Raw genomic sequence first — 14,400 nt, 5'->3', positions numbered from 1 at the left:
GCTATCATGCGCACAGGCAAATATTCCAAGCGGAGGTCATCTTGAGCCAATCCCCTGCCAGCCGCGATCGCATCCTCTCCGGCATGCGCCCCACCGGGCGCCTTCATCTGGGCCATTATCACGGCGTGCTGCGCAACTGGGTCGACCTGCAGGCCTCGCACGACTGCTTTTTCTTCGTGGCCGACTGGCATGCACTGACGACCGCCTACGAAAACCGCGAGGTGATCTCGCAGAGCGTCTGGGACATGGTGGTCGACTGGCTCGCAACCGGCGTCAATCCGAACCTCGCGACGCTGTTCATCCAGTCGCGGGTGATGGAGCACGCCGAGTTGCATCTACTGCTGTCGATGATCGCGCCGCTGGGCTGGCTCGAGCGGGTGCCGACCTACAAGGATCAGATCGCCGAACTGCGCGATCGCGACCTGGCGACCTATGGCTTTCTCGGCTACCCGGTTTTGCAGAGCGCCGATATCCTCATCTACGGCGCCAGTGGCGTTCCGGTGGGCGAGGACCAGGTCTCGCACGTCGAGCTGACCCGTGAACTGGCACGTCGCTTCAATCACCTGTTCGGTCGCGAGCCCGGGTTCGAGGACAAGGCCGAGTCGGCGATCAGCAAAATGGGCAAAAAGCAGGCCCGGCTCTATCGCTCGCTGCGCCGCCGCTACCAGGAGGCGGGCGATACGGATGCGCTCGGCGAGGGCAGGGCCCTTCTCGAGAGCCAGCAGAATCTCACCATCGCCGACCGCGCGCGCCTCGTGGGCTATCTCGATGGCGGCGGGCGGAATGTGCTCAGCGAGCCGGAGGCGCTGCTGACCCACTCCCCGCGGATGCCCGGCCTCGACGGGCGCAAGATGTCGAAGTCGTACGGCAACACCCTGTCGCTACGCGAATCGGATGCCGATATCGACCGCAAGATCCGCACCATGCCCACCGATCCGGCCCGGGTTCGACGGATCGACCCGGGCGAGCCGGAGAAATGCCCGGTGTTCGATCTGCACAAGGTCTACGCCGACGATGCCACCCGCGCGTGGGTCGAGAACGGCTGCCGGTCGGCGGGAATCGGCTGTCTCGATTGCAAAAAGCCGCTTATCGAGGCCATGCAGGCCGAAGTGGCACCCATTCGGGAGCGGGCGGCCGCGCTGGAGGCCGATCCGGGCCATGTCCAGCAGATCATCAGCGATGGCTGTGACCGGGCCCGTGGCGTGGCGCGCGAGACCATGACGGAGGTGCGTGCCGCCATCGGGCTGGACTACCGACAGCGATGACAATCGCCACGGTGCGGGGCGAGCCCTACCACGAGCTGCCCCGCGATCTGTTTATCCCGCCGGATGCCCTCGAGGTGTTTCTCGAGACCTTCGAGGGCCCGCTCGATCTGCTCCTGTACCTGATTCGGCGCCAGAACCTCGATATCCTCGATATCCCCATCGCCCGAATCACCGATCAGTACATGCACTACGTCGACCTGATGACCGGGAAACGCCTGGCACTTGCCTCGGATTATCTCGTCATGGCCGCAATGCTCGCCGAGATCAAGTCGCGGATGCTCATGCCCCGCACGCCCGCCCGTGACGAAGAAGACGACCCCGATCCGCGCGCCGAGCTGGTGCGCCGACTGCGCGAGTACGAGCAGTTCCGTGATGCCGGTGAGCGGCTGGACGCGTTGCCGCGGATGGGCCGCGAACTGGCGCCCGCCCGCGTCGCCGAATCGATGGAACGGGTGCCGGGACCGGCGCCCCGGGTCGGAGTGGACGAGCTGCGCGACGCCTTTGCCGCGGTCATGGAGCGGGCGGCGTTGAACCGTCACCATGCGATCCGGCGCGAGGCGCTCTCGGTGCGCGAGCGCATGAGCGAGACGCTGGCGCTCGTCGACGGCGATCGGTTCGTGGTGCTGACGGATCTGCTCGACGCCCGGGAGGGGCGCGCCGGCGTGGTGGTAACTTTTCTTGCCGTTCTCGAGCTGCTCAAGGCCCGGCTGCTGGAGCTGGTCCAGTCCGAGCCGCTGGCGCCACTCTACCTGCGTGCCCGCCAACCGCATGGATGATCCCGGCCTCGAGCGCATTATCGAGGCGGCGCTGCTCGCCGCGGGGACGCCGCTGGATATCCACCAGCTGCAGGCCTTGTTCGGCGATGTGCCGCCGGATCGGGCCACCCTGGAGGCGGCGCTGGCGCGACTCGATCGGCAACTGAGCGATCGTGGCGTCGAGCTGCAGCGGGTGGCGAACGGCTGGCGCCTGCAGGTCCCCGAGCGCTACGCCCCCTGGGTGGCGCGCCTCCGGGAGGAAAAACCGGCGCGCTACTCGCGCGCAGTGCTCGAGACGCTGGCGATTATCGCCTATCGGCAACCGGTGACGCGCGCCGAGATCGAGGCGATTCGCGGGGTACCGCCCAGCACCTCGGTGATGAACACGCTGCAGGACCGGGGCTGGATCCGGGTGGCCGGGCATCGGGACAGTCCCGGGCGGCCGGCGGTGTTCGCCACCACGCGCGACTTCCTCGATCACTTCAATCTCAGTAGCCTGAGCGAATTACCCGCACTGATGGACAGCCCGGAACAGGGGAAAGAATGACCTCGGAGAAACTGCAGAAAGTCCTCGCCCGCGCCGGGATCGGCTCGCGCCGCGAGATGGAACGGCAAATCGATGACGGCCGCGTCGAGGTGAACGGTCACCGCGCGACGCTGGGTGACCGGGTGGATGACCAGGCTCGCATCCGCGTCGATGGCCGGCTTGTGGGCGCGGCCGCCCGGTCACCCGGCGAGCGCGAGGTGATCGCCTACCACAAGCCGACCGGCGAGCTCGTCACCCGTCACGATCCCGAGGGGCGCAAGACCATCTTTCCGCGGCTGCCACGGCCGAAGTCCGGCCGCTGGCTATCGGTGGGCCGCCTCGATATCAACAGCTCCGGCCTGCTGCTGCTCACTACCGACGGCGATCTCGCCAACCGACTGGCGCATCCTTCCTACGAGATGGCGCGGGACTACGCCGTGCGGATCTACGGCCCGGTCGAGGAGGGCGTTTATCAGCGGCTACTCGACGGTGTGATGCTCGATGATGGCAAGGCGGCGTTCGAATCGATCAAGGCCCTCGATCCCGGCGAGCAGGCCAACCGCTGGTACCGGGTCAGAGTGCGCGAGGGCAAGAATCGGCTGGTACGCCGGCTCTGGGAGTCGCAGGGCGTGCAGGTGAGTCGCCTGATCCGGGTCCAGTACGGTCCCTACGAGATGCCGCCACGACTCCGCGAGGGGCAATACCAGTCACTGACACCCGGCGAGATCCGCGATCTCGCCAACCGGGTGGGCCTGGCCGATGCAACGCCGGAAACGTCCGCCGCCGGGACTCGCAAGCCGGGCACTCGCGGTAGCGGGCCCCGCGGCCGGCGCCGCTGACCGGCCATGGCGATCGAACACGGAGAACTGCCCGGGCTGCTGGACCGGCTCTCCGAGGCCTTCGGCCCGCAGGACTGGTGGCCCGCCGAGACCGCATTCGAGGTGCTCGTCGGCGCGGTACTGACCCAGAACGCCGCCTGGCGCAATGTCGAGCAGGCCATCGCCCGGCTCCGCGCTCGCGACTGGCTCTCGGCCACGGCAATCGTCAACGCGCCGGCGGATGCGCTACGCGAATGCATCCGCCCGAGCGGCTACTACAACGTCAAGGCGCAGCGTCTGACGGCCGCCTGCGAGACCTGGCTCGAACTCGGGGGTGAGGCGGGGCTGCAAGCCATGGAAACCGGAGCCGCCCGGGAGGCGCTGCTGGCGGTGAAAGGCCTCGGTCCGGAGAGCGTGGACGATGTGCTGCTCTACGGCTTCAACCGGCCCGTGTTTGTCGTGGATGCCTATACGCGGCGGATATTCTCGCGGGTTGGCGTGGTGCCACCCGATATCGGTTACGAGCCGTTGCAGTCGGCTTTTCACGCCGCGCTACCGCGTGATGCGAGGCGCTTCAACGAGGCCCATGCCCTGATCGTCGCGCTGGGCAAGGACTACTGCCGGCCGCGTTCGCCGCACTGCGAGTGGTGTCCCCTGCAGCCGGCGTGTGCTTACGGCGGGGCGGGTGTTCAGCGCTCGTAGGTTCCGATGACACGGCTCATGCCGATGACATGCGGCTCGACCTGCTCGAGGAACTGGCGCATCGTCAGACCGGGCTCCAGCTGCAGCGACTGGTCGAGCGCCAGCACCCAGAAATAGTAGTTGTGAACGCCGTGTCCCTCCGGCGGCATCGGCCCTCCGTAAGCCTGGCGGCCGAAGTCGGTGACGCCCTGCGTATAGGCCTCGCTACCCTCCTCGAGGGCGGTCACATCCCGCGGTATGTTGTAGTACACCCAGTGTACGAAGCCGTAGCTGCCGGGGCTGATGAGGGGGGCATCGGGGTCGTGGCAGATCACCGCGAAGCCCTCGGTCCCCTCGGGCGCGCCGGTCCAGTGGAGCGGTGGAGCGACGTCGTTACCCTCGCCGGTGTACTGCACCGGAATCGGCTGCTGGGGGCCAAAGGCGTTACTGCGTGCCTGCATTGCCGATAGGGCAAATCCCATGTAATTGTCTCCAGTCGTGTTCAAATGTTGCGCATGCTTGCACTTCGCGCAGGCTTGTCACAAGCCTGCAATCTCTGTCAGAGGACCACGCGGTACATGGTCCCGTTGACGGGGGGCCCCGCGGGGTCGAGCAGCCCCGCGAGCGCTACGGCCGCGGCGTCCGCCGTCGGTACCTCGTCGACCGTTTCGCCGGTAAAAAGTTGTCGCCTCAGTCGCGACTGCAATGCCCCCGGGTCGACACTGCAGCTGATTACCGGATGGGCCTCGGAGTACTCCGCGGCGAGGGTGGCGGCGATCCCCTCGACGGCCCACTTGCTCACGCCATAGGCCCCCGTCGCCGCTCGGCCCGTCCGGCCCGCCTCATCCGTGACGAAAATCACCCGACCCCGGTGGGTTCGCAGCATGGGCAAGAGGGCCTGGGTGAGCAGGAACGCCGCGTTGATATTGACGTGCAGGCATTTCAGCCAGGCCTGCGGATCGTAGAGTCCCAGTGGCGCGGGTTCGCCGGCATCGGCGGCCGCATGCACAACGGCGTCGACACCGCCGAGGGATTCGTCGAGTCGCCCGGCGAGTTCGGCATAGTCATCTGGCCCCGCGCCCATCATATCCAGCGGATACAACGCGGGTTGCCCGTGACCGGCCGCCTCGATCCGGTCATGGAGCGACTCGAGCCCCTCGAGGGACTTGTCGAGCAGGATGGCGTCGGCGCCCTCGGCAACGACCCGTTCGGCGAGGGCGCATCCCAGTTCCCCGGCGGCGCCGGTAATCAGGATGCGCTGGCCGGCGAGCCGGCCGGGGGTGGGGGGCGTCTCGCGGGTGGCGGTAAGCGGCTCGATCATGTCGATGACGACTCCGGGCGGGGGTGGACTTTATGTGGCCGTCGCGCGGTACGCCACGCTAGCCAGAGCTTGCGTAGCGGCGTCAGGTGGACTTGCCGGTCGGTAACGGCATAGCCATCGCGACCAATGCTCTCGAGGAGCTGGCGATGCAGGACAGCGAGGATCAGCCCGTAGGTCTGCTCCGGACGCGCGTTGTCGGGGAGCTGACCGATGGCGCTGTCGAGAAAGCGTCGGGCCCGATCGGCCTGGCGACCCAGCAGGGCACGGACGTCCTCGCTCCGGTCGGCGGCCAGCAGATCGTCGCTGCCAAGCCCGCTCATCGTCAGCTCGTCCTCGGGGATATACAGCCGGCCGGCCCGGACATCGCGGCGCAGGTGCCGCAGCATCCGCGTGAGCTCCAGGCCCATGGCCAGATCATGCGCGAACGGGGCGGCATCCATGCCCGTCGAGCCGCCGATCCGCCAGGCGAGGTCGGCGACGGCGCCCCCCGCTCGGTGGCAATAGAGCGTCAGCTCGCGAAGCGTCGGGTAGCGGCCGTACTCAAGGTCCATACGGCTCGCCTCGACCACCTCGTTCAGACCCTCCAGCGCCAGCTGATGGTGCTGGAGGGTGGGTAGCAGTGCCTGGGTGATCGGGTGCCGGGGCGTCTCGGCGGCCAGGCGCTCGAGCTCCTCCTGCCACCAGTTGAGCTTGACCGCCCCGACCCCCGGGTCGCTGACCTCGCGGGGGATCTCCAGCACCTCGGCACGGTAGGCGGCGAGGGCGGTCAGTCCGTCGCGCGTCGAGGCCGGTGCAAACAGCAGGGCGTAATAAAGGCTCGATCCATCCGGCGCGACCTTGCGCCGGCAGTATTCCATCGGTTCCATGGTTCAGACCGCGATCGGCTGGCGATGGGGCATCGAGGGATCGGCGACCCAGCGCAGGAGTTCGGCGGGCTCGCCGATCAGGCCGTCGGCCCCCCAGTGTTCGACGTGATCGTCGCCCGAGAGGTAGCCGTAGAGCGCGACCAGCGTCAGCGTGCCGGCCTGTCGACCGGCCCGGATATCACGCTCGGTGTCACCCACGACCAGGCAGGCCGACGGTGGCAGTTCGAGCTGCCGTGCCGCCTCGATGATCTGGTAGGGGTGCGGCTTGCGTCGTGCCGGATTGTCCCCGCTCACCACGCAGGCCGGCCGCCCGGCATAGCCGAGATCTGCCAGCAGTGGGGTGGTCAGCCAGCCCGGCTTGTTGGTGACGATGCCCCACGGGATGCCGGCCGCCTCCAGCGCGGCGAGCGTCTCGTCGACGCCCTCGTAGCTGCGGGTTCGGTGGCTGACGCGGCCGGCGTAGACCGCGAGGAAACGCTCGCGGAGCTGATCGAATCCGTGATCGCCGGGATGCAGGTTGAAGCCGCGGGCAATCATCGGAACGCTGCCGTGGCCGACCGCGTGCAGGAACTCGGTATCCGGCAGGGCAGCCATTCCGTGCTCCTCGCGCAGCAGGTTGAGGCTGTCGATAAGATCGGGTGCGGTGTCCAGCAACGTGCCGTCGAGGTCGAGCAGCACGCCGTGGGCGCGGTCGTTGTCCACCGTGGTCACGCGGCCTCCGGTCGTCGGCAGTGGGCAAGGTAGTTGACCCGGGTGTTGCCGCCCAGCGTGTAATGCCGGGTCACCGGGTGGTAATGGAGGCCGGTCAGATCCTGCAGATCCAGTCCGGCCTGCCGTGCCCAGCGACCCAGCTCGGCCGGCTGGATAAACGCCTTTGCGTTGTGCGTGCCCTTTGGCAGCAGGCCGAGGACCTGCTCGGCGGCGACAACGGCGAACAGCCAGGCGCGGGTGTTGCGATTGATGGTCGAGAAAAAGACCGATCCGCCGGGGCGCACCAGGGTGGCGCAGGCCTGTATGACCGAGGCCGGATCGGGGACATGCTCAAGGAGCTCGAGACAGGTCACCGTATCGAACATCCCGGCGTGGGAAGCGGCGAACGACTCCGCCGAAACCGCCTGGTAATCGATGGCCGGGTATCGGTCGCGCGCATGCTGGCGGGCGACTTCGATGGTCTCGGGCGCCAGGTCGATCCCGTCTACCCGGGCGGCGCCGCGTTCCGCCAGGCCCTCGGCCAGCAGGCCGCCGCCGCAGCCCACGTCGACGATTCGCCGGCCGCGGATCGGCCCGCCGCATTGCTCGATGTAGTCGAGGCGCAGTGGATTGATGGCGTGGAGGGGAGCGAACGGTCCCTGCGGATCCCACCAGTCGTTCGCATCCCGATCAAACCTGGCGATTTCATCCGGATCCGCGTTCTGCTCGCGCATGGGTCTCCTGGCCGGCTGTCTGCAATTCCGATTGACCTAGAGGATAGCACGCTGGCATCAACCGACAGGGGATGTGGGACAATCCGCCGACCAACTAAAACAACAGGAGTTATCGCCATGAAATCCCTTTCTCTGAGCCTTGCCCTGGCGGCTGCGGTGGGCGCCGGTGCGGCGAGTGCCGAGAACCCGCGGGTCGTTTTCGAGACAACCGCCGGCGACATCCGTATCGAGCTCTTCAGCGAGGCGGCGCCGGTCACCGTCGAGAACTTTCTCGCCTATGTCGACGATGGCTTCTACGGCGGCACGATCTTCCACCGTGTCATCCCCGGTTTTGTGATCCAGGGCGGTGGGTTCAGCGCCGGTTTCGAGCGTAAGGAGACCCGCGCCCCGATCGTCAACGAGGCCGATAACGGGCGCCGGAACAAGCGCGGCACCCTGTCGATGGCCCGCACCCGCGATCGGGACAGCGCCACGTCACAGTTTTTCGTGAACCTCTCCGACAATAATGTCCTCGACCACGGTGAGCGCGATTTCGGTTACGCGGTATTTGCCCGCGTTGTGGAGGGCATGGACGTGGTTGACCGGATCGCCGGCGGCGAGACCGGCCGTCGCAATGGCATGGCCGACGTGCCGGTGGAACCGGTCGTCGTGGAGGCCGCACGCCGCGTCGACAGCGACTGACCGCCAGCCCGGGGTCGCCGTGCCGCGGCGGCCCGCGCATGTTAGAATTACGGCTTTAAACAAGCCAACTTCACGATGGTCGAGACCCCCTCCATGTCCAGCGTTGCCAAGGAAATCCTCCCGGTCAATCTCGAAGACGAGATGCGCCAGTCTTACCTCGATTACGCCATGAGCGTCATCGTCGGCCGTGCACTACCCGATGTGCGCGACGGGCTCAAACCCGTTCACCGTCGCGTGCTCTACGCGATGCGCGAACTCGGTAACGACTGGAACCGCCCCTACAAGAAGTCGGCCCGCGTGGTTGGCGACGTTATCGGTAAGTACCACCCCCACGGTGATACGGCCGTCTACGACACCATCGTTCGCATGGCGCAGGATTTCTCCATGCGTTATCTGCTGGTCGACGGCCAGGGCAACTTCGGTTCCATCGACGGCGACAATGCCGCCGCCATGCGCTACACCGAGGTACGTATGGCGCGCATGGCGCATGAATTGCTCGCCGATATCGACAAGGAAACCGTGGACTTCGGTGACAACTACGACGGTTCCGAGCAGGAGCCCGAGGTGTTGCCCACCCGGGTGCCCAATTTCCTGGTGAACGGCGGCTCGGGGATCGCCGTGGGAATGGCGACGAATGTCCCGCCACACAATCTGCGCGAGGTGGTGGACGCCTGCATTGCGCTGATCGATGACGACAGCCTCGATGTCGAGGCGCTGATGACGTTCATCCCCGGCCCCGATCTGCCCACGCGCGGCATCATCAATGGCGTCGAGGGGATCCGCGAGGCCTACCGCACCGGACGCGGCCGGATGGTGATGCGGGCACGCTGCCGTTTCGAGCACGACAGTAGCAACGGCAAGGCGTCGATCATCGTCGAGGAGCTGCCCTACCAGGTGAACAAGGCGCGGCTGCTCGAGAAGATCGCGGAGCTGGTCAAGGAAAAGCGCATTGAGGGGATTACCGAGCTGCGCGACGAATCCGACAAGGACGGCATCCGGATGGTGATCGAGCTCCGCCGCGGCGAGGTCCCGGAGGTGGTGCTGAACAACCTCTACCAGCACACCCAGCTCGAAACGGTATTCGGCATCAACATGGTGGCGCTTTTCGAGGGGCAGCCGAAACAACACAACCTTCGCGACGTGCTCGATGCGTTCATCAGCCACCGCCGCGAGGTCGTCACCCGCCGAACCGTCTACGAGCTGCGCAAGGCGCGTGACCGGGCTCATGTGCTCGAAGGCCTCGCCGTGGCGCTGGCCAACATCGACGAGGTCATCGCCCTGATCAAGGCCTCGACCACCTCCGCCGATGCGCGTGCCGCCCTTGTCGCCCGCGACTGGGCGCCGGGCATTGTCAGCGAGATGCTGTCGCGGGCGGGCGCCGCGGCGTCGCGGCCCGAATCACTCGGCGCCGACGTCGGCTGGGTGAATAACGGCTATCGCCTCACCGAGGCGCAGGCCCAGGCGATCCTTGATCTGCGACTGCATCGGCTGACCGGCCTCGAGCAGGACAAGATCGTCGACGAGTACCGCCAGATCCTCGAGGCCATCGCCGATCTGCTCGACATCCTCGCCAGCAGCGAGCGGCTCATGCAGGTAATCCGCGAGGAGCTGGAGACCATTCGCGAGCGTTACGGCGATGACCGCCGAAGCGAGATCCTCGAGACCCGCCTGGATCTGTCCATGGAGGATCTGATCCCGCCGCAGGACGTGGTGGTAACGCTGTCGCACAACGGCTATGCCAAGTCGCAGCCGCTCGACACCTACCAGGCACAACGCCGCGGGGGTAAGGGCAAAGCGGCCACGCAGATGCGCGGCGAGGATTTCGTCGACAAGCTCTGGGTGGCGAACACCCACGACACGCTGCTGTGTTTCTCGAGCCGGGGCAAATGCTACTGGCTCAAAGTCTACGAGCTGCCGCATGGTAGTCGTGGCGCCCGCGGCAAGCCCATCGTCAACCTCCTGCCGCTCGAGCCGGACGAGCGTATCAATGCCGTCCTGCCGATCAGCGAATTCGATGCCGACCGCTTCGTGTTCATGGCGACTCGCCAGGGGACGGTCAAAAAGACGCCGCTGGTGGATTACTCGCGGCCTCGTGCCAACGGCATTATCGCGGTCAACCTGGGCGACGACGACACGCTGGTCAACGTCGGTGTGACCGATGGCAACTGCGAGGTCATGCTGCTGACCAATACCGGTAAGGCGATCCGCTTCAAGGAATCCGAGGTGCGGGCAATGGGCCGCACGGCGACCGGCGTGCGCGGCGTGCGCCTGGGAACCGATCAGGTCGTTATCCAGTCACTGATTCTCGAGGACGGAGACGTACTGACCGTTACCGAGAATGGCTACGGGAAGCTGACGCCGGTCGCGGATTATCCATTGCGGGGCCGTGGTGGCATGGGCGTGATCGGCATCCAGACCTCGGCGCGTAACGGGGCCGTCGTTGGTGCGCTGCAGGTCAGCCAGGATGACGAGATCATGCTGATTACCAATGGCGGCACCCTGGTACGGACCCGCGCGGCGGAGGTGTCAGTACTGAGTCGGAACACCCAGGGGGTCAAGCTGATCGCCCTGTCCGAGGACGAAACACTGGTCGGCCTGGCCAAGGTCGAGGCGCTGGGCGAGTCGGCGGACGACGCCGAGGCTGCTGACGACTGACCCGCCCGGTCTTTCGCAAACAATCAACCATCAGGAGCGCATCATGAAGCGTGTATACAATTTCAGTGCCGGGCCGGCGATCCTCCCGGAGCCCGTCCTGCGCCAGGCCGCCGAGGAGATGCTCGACTGGCACGGCACCGGCATGTCGGTCATGGAGATGAGCCATCGTGGCAAGTCATTCATCTCCATCGCCGAGAAGGCCGAGGCGGACCTCCGCGAACTCCTCGCCGTGCCGGACAACTACCGAGTGCTTTTCCTGCAGGGCGGGGCGACCGCGCAGTTCTCGGCGGTCCCGCTCAACCTCATCGGCGATGCGTCGAGCGTCGACTACGTGAACACCGGCAGCTGGTCGAAAAAGGCCATCGCCGAGGCCCGCAAGTACACCGCGGTCAATGTCGTCGCGGAAGGCGGTGGCGGTGACCCGATGTCGATTCCGGCGCAGTCGGAGTGGCAGTGCGATCCCAACGCCGCCTACCTGCATTACTGCGCCAACGAGACGATTACCGGCGTTGAATTCCCGAACATCCCGGATGTCGGTGACGTTCCGCTGGTCAGCGACATGTCGTCGATGTTCCTGTCGCGACCGCTCGATGTCTCCCGCTTCGGCGTGATCTACGCCGGTGCGCAGAAGAACTTCGGCCCCGCCGGTTTGACCGTGGTCATCGTCCGCGACGATCTGCTCAACCAGGCGAGTGCACAGGTGCCGGCGATCTGGGATTATCGTCGCCAGGCCGAAGCCGACTCCATGCTCAATACACCGGCGACCTACAGCCTCTATATCGCCGGCCTGGTGTTCCAGTGGCTGAAGGACGAGGGCGGCCTCGAGGCCATGGCCGAGATCAATCGCCGCAAGGCGGACAAGCTCTACCGGGCGATTGACGAATCCGCGTTCTACCGCAATCCGGTGGCACCCGACGCGCGATCCATGATGAATGTGCCGTTCGTGCTCGCCGATGATTCGCTCGATGCGACCTTCCTCAGCGAGGCCAGCGCCGCCGGCCTGGATACGCTCAAGGGCCATCGCTCGGTGGGCGGGATGCGCGCGAGCATCTACAATGCCATGCCGGAGGCCGGTGTCGACGCACTGATCGACTTCATGGCCGATTTTGAACGACGCAACGGATAATCGAGATAAAATGTACAAGGTACTGACGTTCGACAATATTTCCTCCCGCGGCCTGGATCGGCTACCGCGTGAGCGCTTCGAGGTCTCCTCGGAAATCCAGCACCCTGATGCGGTGCTGCTGCGCTCCGCCAAGCTCCATGAGTGGGACGTGCCCGATACGCTGAAGGCCGTGGGGCGTGCCGGCGCAGGGGTCAACAACGTGCCCGTGGACGCGATGAGCGCGCGCGGTATCCCGGTGTTCAACGCACCCGGCGCGAATGCCAACGCCGTCAAGGAGCTGGTCCTCGCCGGTATGTTCCTCGCCGCGCGGAACGTCTGCGCCGCCTGGGCGTTTGCGGAGTCGCTCGAGGGTGATGACGCGGCGATGAACAAGGAAGCCGAGGCCGGCAAAAAGCAGTTCACCGGCTTCGAGCTGCCGGGCCGCACGCTGGGGGTTATCGGGCTCGGCGCCGTCGGCGTCAATATCGCCAACGCCGCGGCGGGGCTGGGTATGAAGGTCATTGGCTATGACCCGAAGATCACGGTGCGCAACGCCTGGAACCTGGAGTCGAACGTTACCCGTGCGCAGACGGTTGACGAGGTCATGGCCGCCTCCGACATGGTTACTCTGCATGTGCCCGAGATCGAGGAGACGCGCGGCATGATCAATGGCGCGCGTCTGGCGGCCGCCCGCGAAGGGCAGGTCCTGCTCAACTTCGCCCGTGCCGGCGTGGTCGATGACGACGCGATTATCAAGGCACTCGACGAGGGCCGTCTCAGCAGCTATATCTGCGATTTCCCGGCGGCGGCGCTGAAAGGCAACAGTAAGGTCGTGGCGCTCCCGCATATCGGTGCATCGACCAACGAGGCGCAGGAGAACTGCGCGATCATGGCCGCCGACGAGATCCGTGATTTCCTCGAGACGGGCAATGTCACCAACTCGGTCAACTTCCCCGAGCTCATCCTGCCCCGGAATACCGACGGCGACCGGCTCACCGTGGTCAACGCCAACGTGCCCAACATGCTCGGTCAGATCTCCTCCGCCCTCGCCGAGGCCGGATTGAATATCGACGACATGTACAACAAGTCGCGGGGTGAGCTCGCCTACAGCGTGGCGGACGTGGACGGCACGATTCCGCCGGCGGTGGTCGAGCGGCTCGAGGGCATCGAAGGCGTCCTCAAAGTCCGGGTTATCTAGCGACAGACAAGGGGGGCAGGCGTGAACGACGAGAGCCTGAAAAGCATCCGTGCGCGCATCGACGGGATCGATGACCAGATCCTTGCGCTGATCAACGAACGGGCGTCCGCCGCGGCCGAGGTCGCCCACGCCAAGCAGGCGGCGGGCGAGTCAACCGATTACTACCGCCCGGCCCGCGAGGCCGAGGTGCTGCGACGGATTCGTGACGTCAACGCGGGGCCGCTCAGCGACGCGGATGCGACCCGGCTGTTCCGCGAGATCATGTCGGCCTGCCTGGCATTGCAGCGGCCATTGACGGTGGCGTTCCTCGGTCCCGAGGGGACGTTCACGCAGGAGGCCGCGCTCAAGCATTTCGGTCATGCGATCGAGAGCAGTCCGCTCGACAACATCGATGCGGTGTTCCGCGAGGTGGAATCGGGCGAGGCGGCCTACGGCGTTGTGCCGGTGGAGAATTCCACCGAGGGGATGGTCACGCATACGCTCGACCGACTGCTGTCCTCGCCCTTGCAGATTGTCGGCGAGGTGGAGATGCCGGTCGTCCACAGCCTTGCGACCCGGGCGGCGGAGATTGCGTCGATTCGTCGGATCTACTCACACAGCCAGGGGCTCGCGCAGTGCCGGGCGTGGGTGGACCACCACCTGCCCGGTGTCGAGCGGATCCCGGTGGCCAGCACCGCCGAGGCGGCGCGGCTCGCGAGTCTCGACGAGACCGCCGCGGCGATCGCCTCCGAGGCCGCCGCCGAGCGCTACGATCTACCCGTCATGCAGGCGGGAATGCAGGACGGTTCCCGCAATGCCACCCGTTTCCTTGTGCTCGGTCACGAGAGCCCGGAGCCCACCGGCGAGGACAAGACCTCGCTGGTGATCGCACGGGAAAACCGCCCCGGCGGCCTGGCCGGGCTACTCGCGCCACTGGCGCGCTACGGCCTGAACATGACGCGGCTGGAGTCGCGCCCGTCGCCGGAGGGGATGTGGGAGTACGTCTTCTTCGTCGATCTCCTTGGACACGCCGAGGATCCGGACCTCAAGCGCGCCCTCGGCGAAATGCAGAAACTCGCCAGTCTGCTCAAAGTGCTGGGTTCCTATCCCCGTTCCATCGCCTAGG

General features: G+C 66.3%; 15 protein-coding genes. 10 read left to right on the top strand and 5 right to left on the bottom strand.

The annotated features are described in order from the left end of the window. The first annotated feature begins 41 nt into the window (after window positions 1–41). From EV698_RS05465 to EV698_RS05445, 5 genes are read left to right on the top strand one after another with little or no spacing between them, the layout of a single operon-like run. Complete coding sequence (locus tag EV698_RS05465; protein WP_275395079.1) at window positions 42–1,265, top strand: tryptophan--tRNA ligase; 1,224 nt, start codon at window positions 42–44, stop codon at window positions 1,263–1,265. Then, the gene (locus EV698_RS05460; RefSeq protein ID WP_130503116.1) at window positions 1,262–2,041 is read left to right on the top strand and encodes a segregation and condensation protein A; all 780 of its coding nucleotides are present in this window, start codon (window positions 1,262–1,264) and stop codon (window positions 2,039–2,041) included. Before EV698_RS05465 ends, EV698_RS05460 begins: the two co-directional genes overlap by 4 nt. After that, window positions 2,034–2,567, top strand: coding sequence for an SMC-Scp complex subunit ScpB (gene scpB / locus EV698_RS05455; RefSeq protein WP_130503115.1), 534 nt, complete (start codon window positions 2,034–2,036; stop codon window positions 2,565–2,567). The genes EV698_RS05460 and scpB overlap by 8 nt, the downstream gene beginning before the upstream one ends. After that, window positions 2,564–3,385, top strand: a complete 822-nt coding sequence (gene rluB / locus EV698_RS05450; protein ID WP_130503114.1) for a 23S rRNA pseudouridine(2605) synthase RluB — start codon at window positions 2,564–2,566, stop codon at window positions 3,383–3,385. The genes scpB and rluB overlap by 4 nt, the downstream gene beginning before the upstream one ends. Window positions 3,386–3,391: 6 nt before the next feature. After that, the gene (locus EV698_RS05445; RefSeq protein WP_130503113.1) at window positions 3,392–4,066 is read left to right on the top strand and encodes an endonuclease III domain-containing protein; all 675 of its coding nucleotides are present in this window, start codon (window positions 3,392–3,394) and stop codon (window positions 4,064–4,066) included. Here EV698_RS05445 and EV698_RS05440 read toward each other — a convergent pair. The 5 genes from EV698_RS05440 to ubiG form a co-directional block, all read right to left on the bottom strand. Further along, window positions 4,054–4,527 carry a YbhB/YbcL family Raf kinase inhibitor-like protein gene (locus tag EV698_RS05440; RefSeq protein ID WP_130503112.1) on the bottom strand — a complete coding sequence of 158 codons (474 nt, stop codon included), beginning with the start codon at window positions 4,525–4,527 and terminating at the stop codon, window positions 4,054–4,056. The genes EV698_RS05445 and EV698_RS05440 overlap by 13 nt on opposite strands. 77 nt (window positions 4,528–4,604) lie before the next feature. After that, on the bottom strand, window positions 4,605–5,366 hold the full coding sequence (locus EV698_RS05435) for an SDR family NAD(P)-dependent oxidoreductase (RefSeq protein WP_130503111.1): 762 nt from the start codon (window positions 5,364–5,366) through the stop codon (window positions 4,605–4,607). Beyond that, window positions 5,363–6,232, bottom strand: coding sequence for a squalene/phytoene synthase family protein (locus EV698_RS05430; protein ID WP_130503110.1), 870 nt, complete (start codon window positions 6,230–6,232; stop codon window positions 5,363–5,365). Before EV698_RS05430 ends, EV698_RS05435 begins: the two co-directional genes overlap by 4 nt. Window positions 6,233–6,235: 3 nt before the next feature. Next, window positions 6,236–6,943 carry an HAD family hydrolase gene (locus EV698_RS05425; protein WP_239016211.1) on the bottom strand — a complete coding sequence of 236 codons (708 nt, stop codon included), beginning with the start codon at window positions 6,941–6,943 and terminating at the stop codon, window positions 6,236–6,238. Then, window positions 6,940–7,656, bottom strand: coding sequence for a bifunctional 2-polyprenyl-6-hydroxyphenol methylase/3-demethylubiquinol 3-O-methyltransferase UbiG (gene ubiG, locus EV698_RS05420; protein WP_130503109.1), 717 nt, complete (start codon window positions 7,654–7,656; stop codon window positions 6,940–6,942). The genes EV698_RS05425 and ubiG overlap by 4 nt, the downstream gene beginning before the upstream one ends. A 117-nt stretch (window positions 7,657–7,773) precedes the next feature. Between ubiG and EV698_RS05415 the strand changes: the two genes are divergently transcribed. The 5 genes from EV698_RS05415 to pheA all read left to right on the top strand — a co-directional run bounded on the left by EV698_RS05415 (window position 7,774) and on the right by pheA (window position 14,399). Then, window positions 7,774–8,337 carry a peptidylprolyl isomerase gene (locus tag EV698_RS05415; RefSeq protein WP_130503108.1) on the top strand — a complete coding sequence of 188 codons (564 nt, stop codon included), beginning with the start codon at window positions 7,774–7,776 and terminating at the stop codon, window positions 8,335–8,337. Between the two features lie 93 nt (window positions 8,338–8,430). Next, entirely contained in the window at window positions 8,431–10,992 is a 2,562-nt protein-coding gene (gene gyrA, locus EV698_RS05410; RefSeq protein ID WP_130503107.1) for a DNA gyrase subunit A, read from the top strand. 43 nt (window positions 10,993–11,035) lie between these two features. Further along, window positions 11,036–12,118 (top strand): 3-phosphoserine/phosphohydroxythreonine transaminase, encoded by a 1,083-nt coding sequence (gene serC, locus EV698_RS05405; RefSeq protein WP_130503106.1) that lies wholly within the window; start codon window positions 11,036–11,038, stop codon window positions 12,116–12,118. Between the two features lie 10 nt (window positions 12,119–12,128). Beyond that, entirely contained in the window at window positions 12,129–13,295 is a 1,167-nt protein-coding gene (locus EV698_RS05400) for a phosphoglycerate dehydrogenase (RefSeq protein WP_130503105.1), read from the top strand. A gap of 21 nt (window positions 13,296–13,316) precedes the next feature. Beyond that, a complete protein-coding gene (gene pheA, locus EV698_RS05395; RefSeq protein ID WP_130503104.1) occupies window positions 13,317–14,399 on the top strand; it encodes a prephenate dehydratase in 1,083 nt (360 codons plus the stop codon). Window position 14,400: the final 1 nt, after the last annotated feature.

The organism is Spiribacter vilamensis (assembly GCF_004217415.1).
Taxonomy (GTDB): domain Bacteria; phylum Pseudomonadota; class Gammaproteobacteria; order Nitrococcales; family Nitrococcaceae; genus Spiribacter; species Spiribacter vilamensis.
Note: the sequence above shows the minus strand (reverse complement) of the source record. Positions and strands in the feature narration are given on the sequence as shown.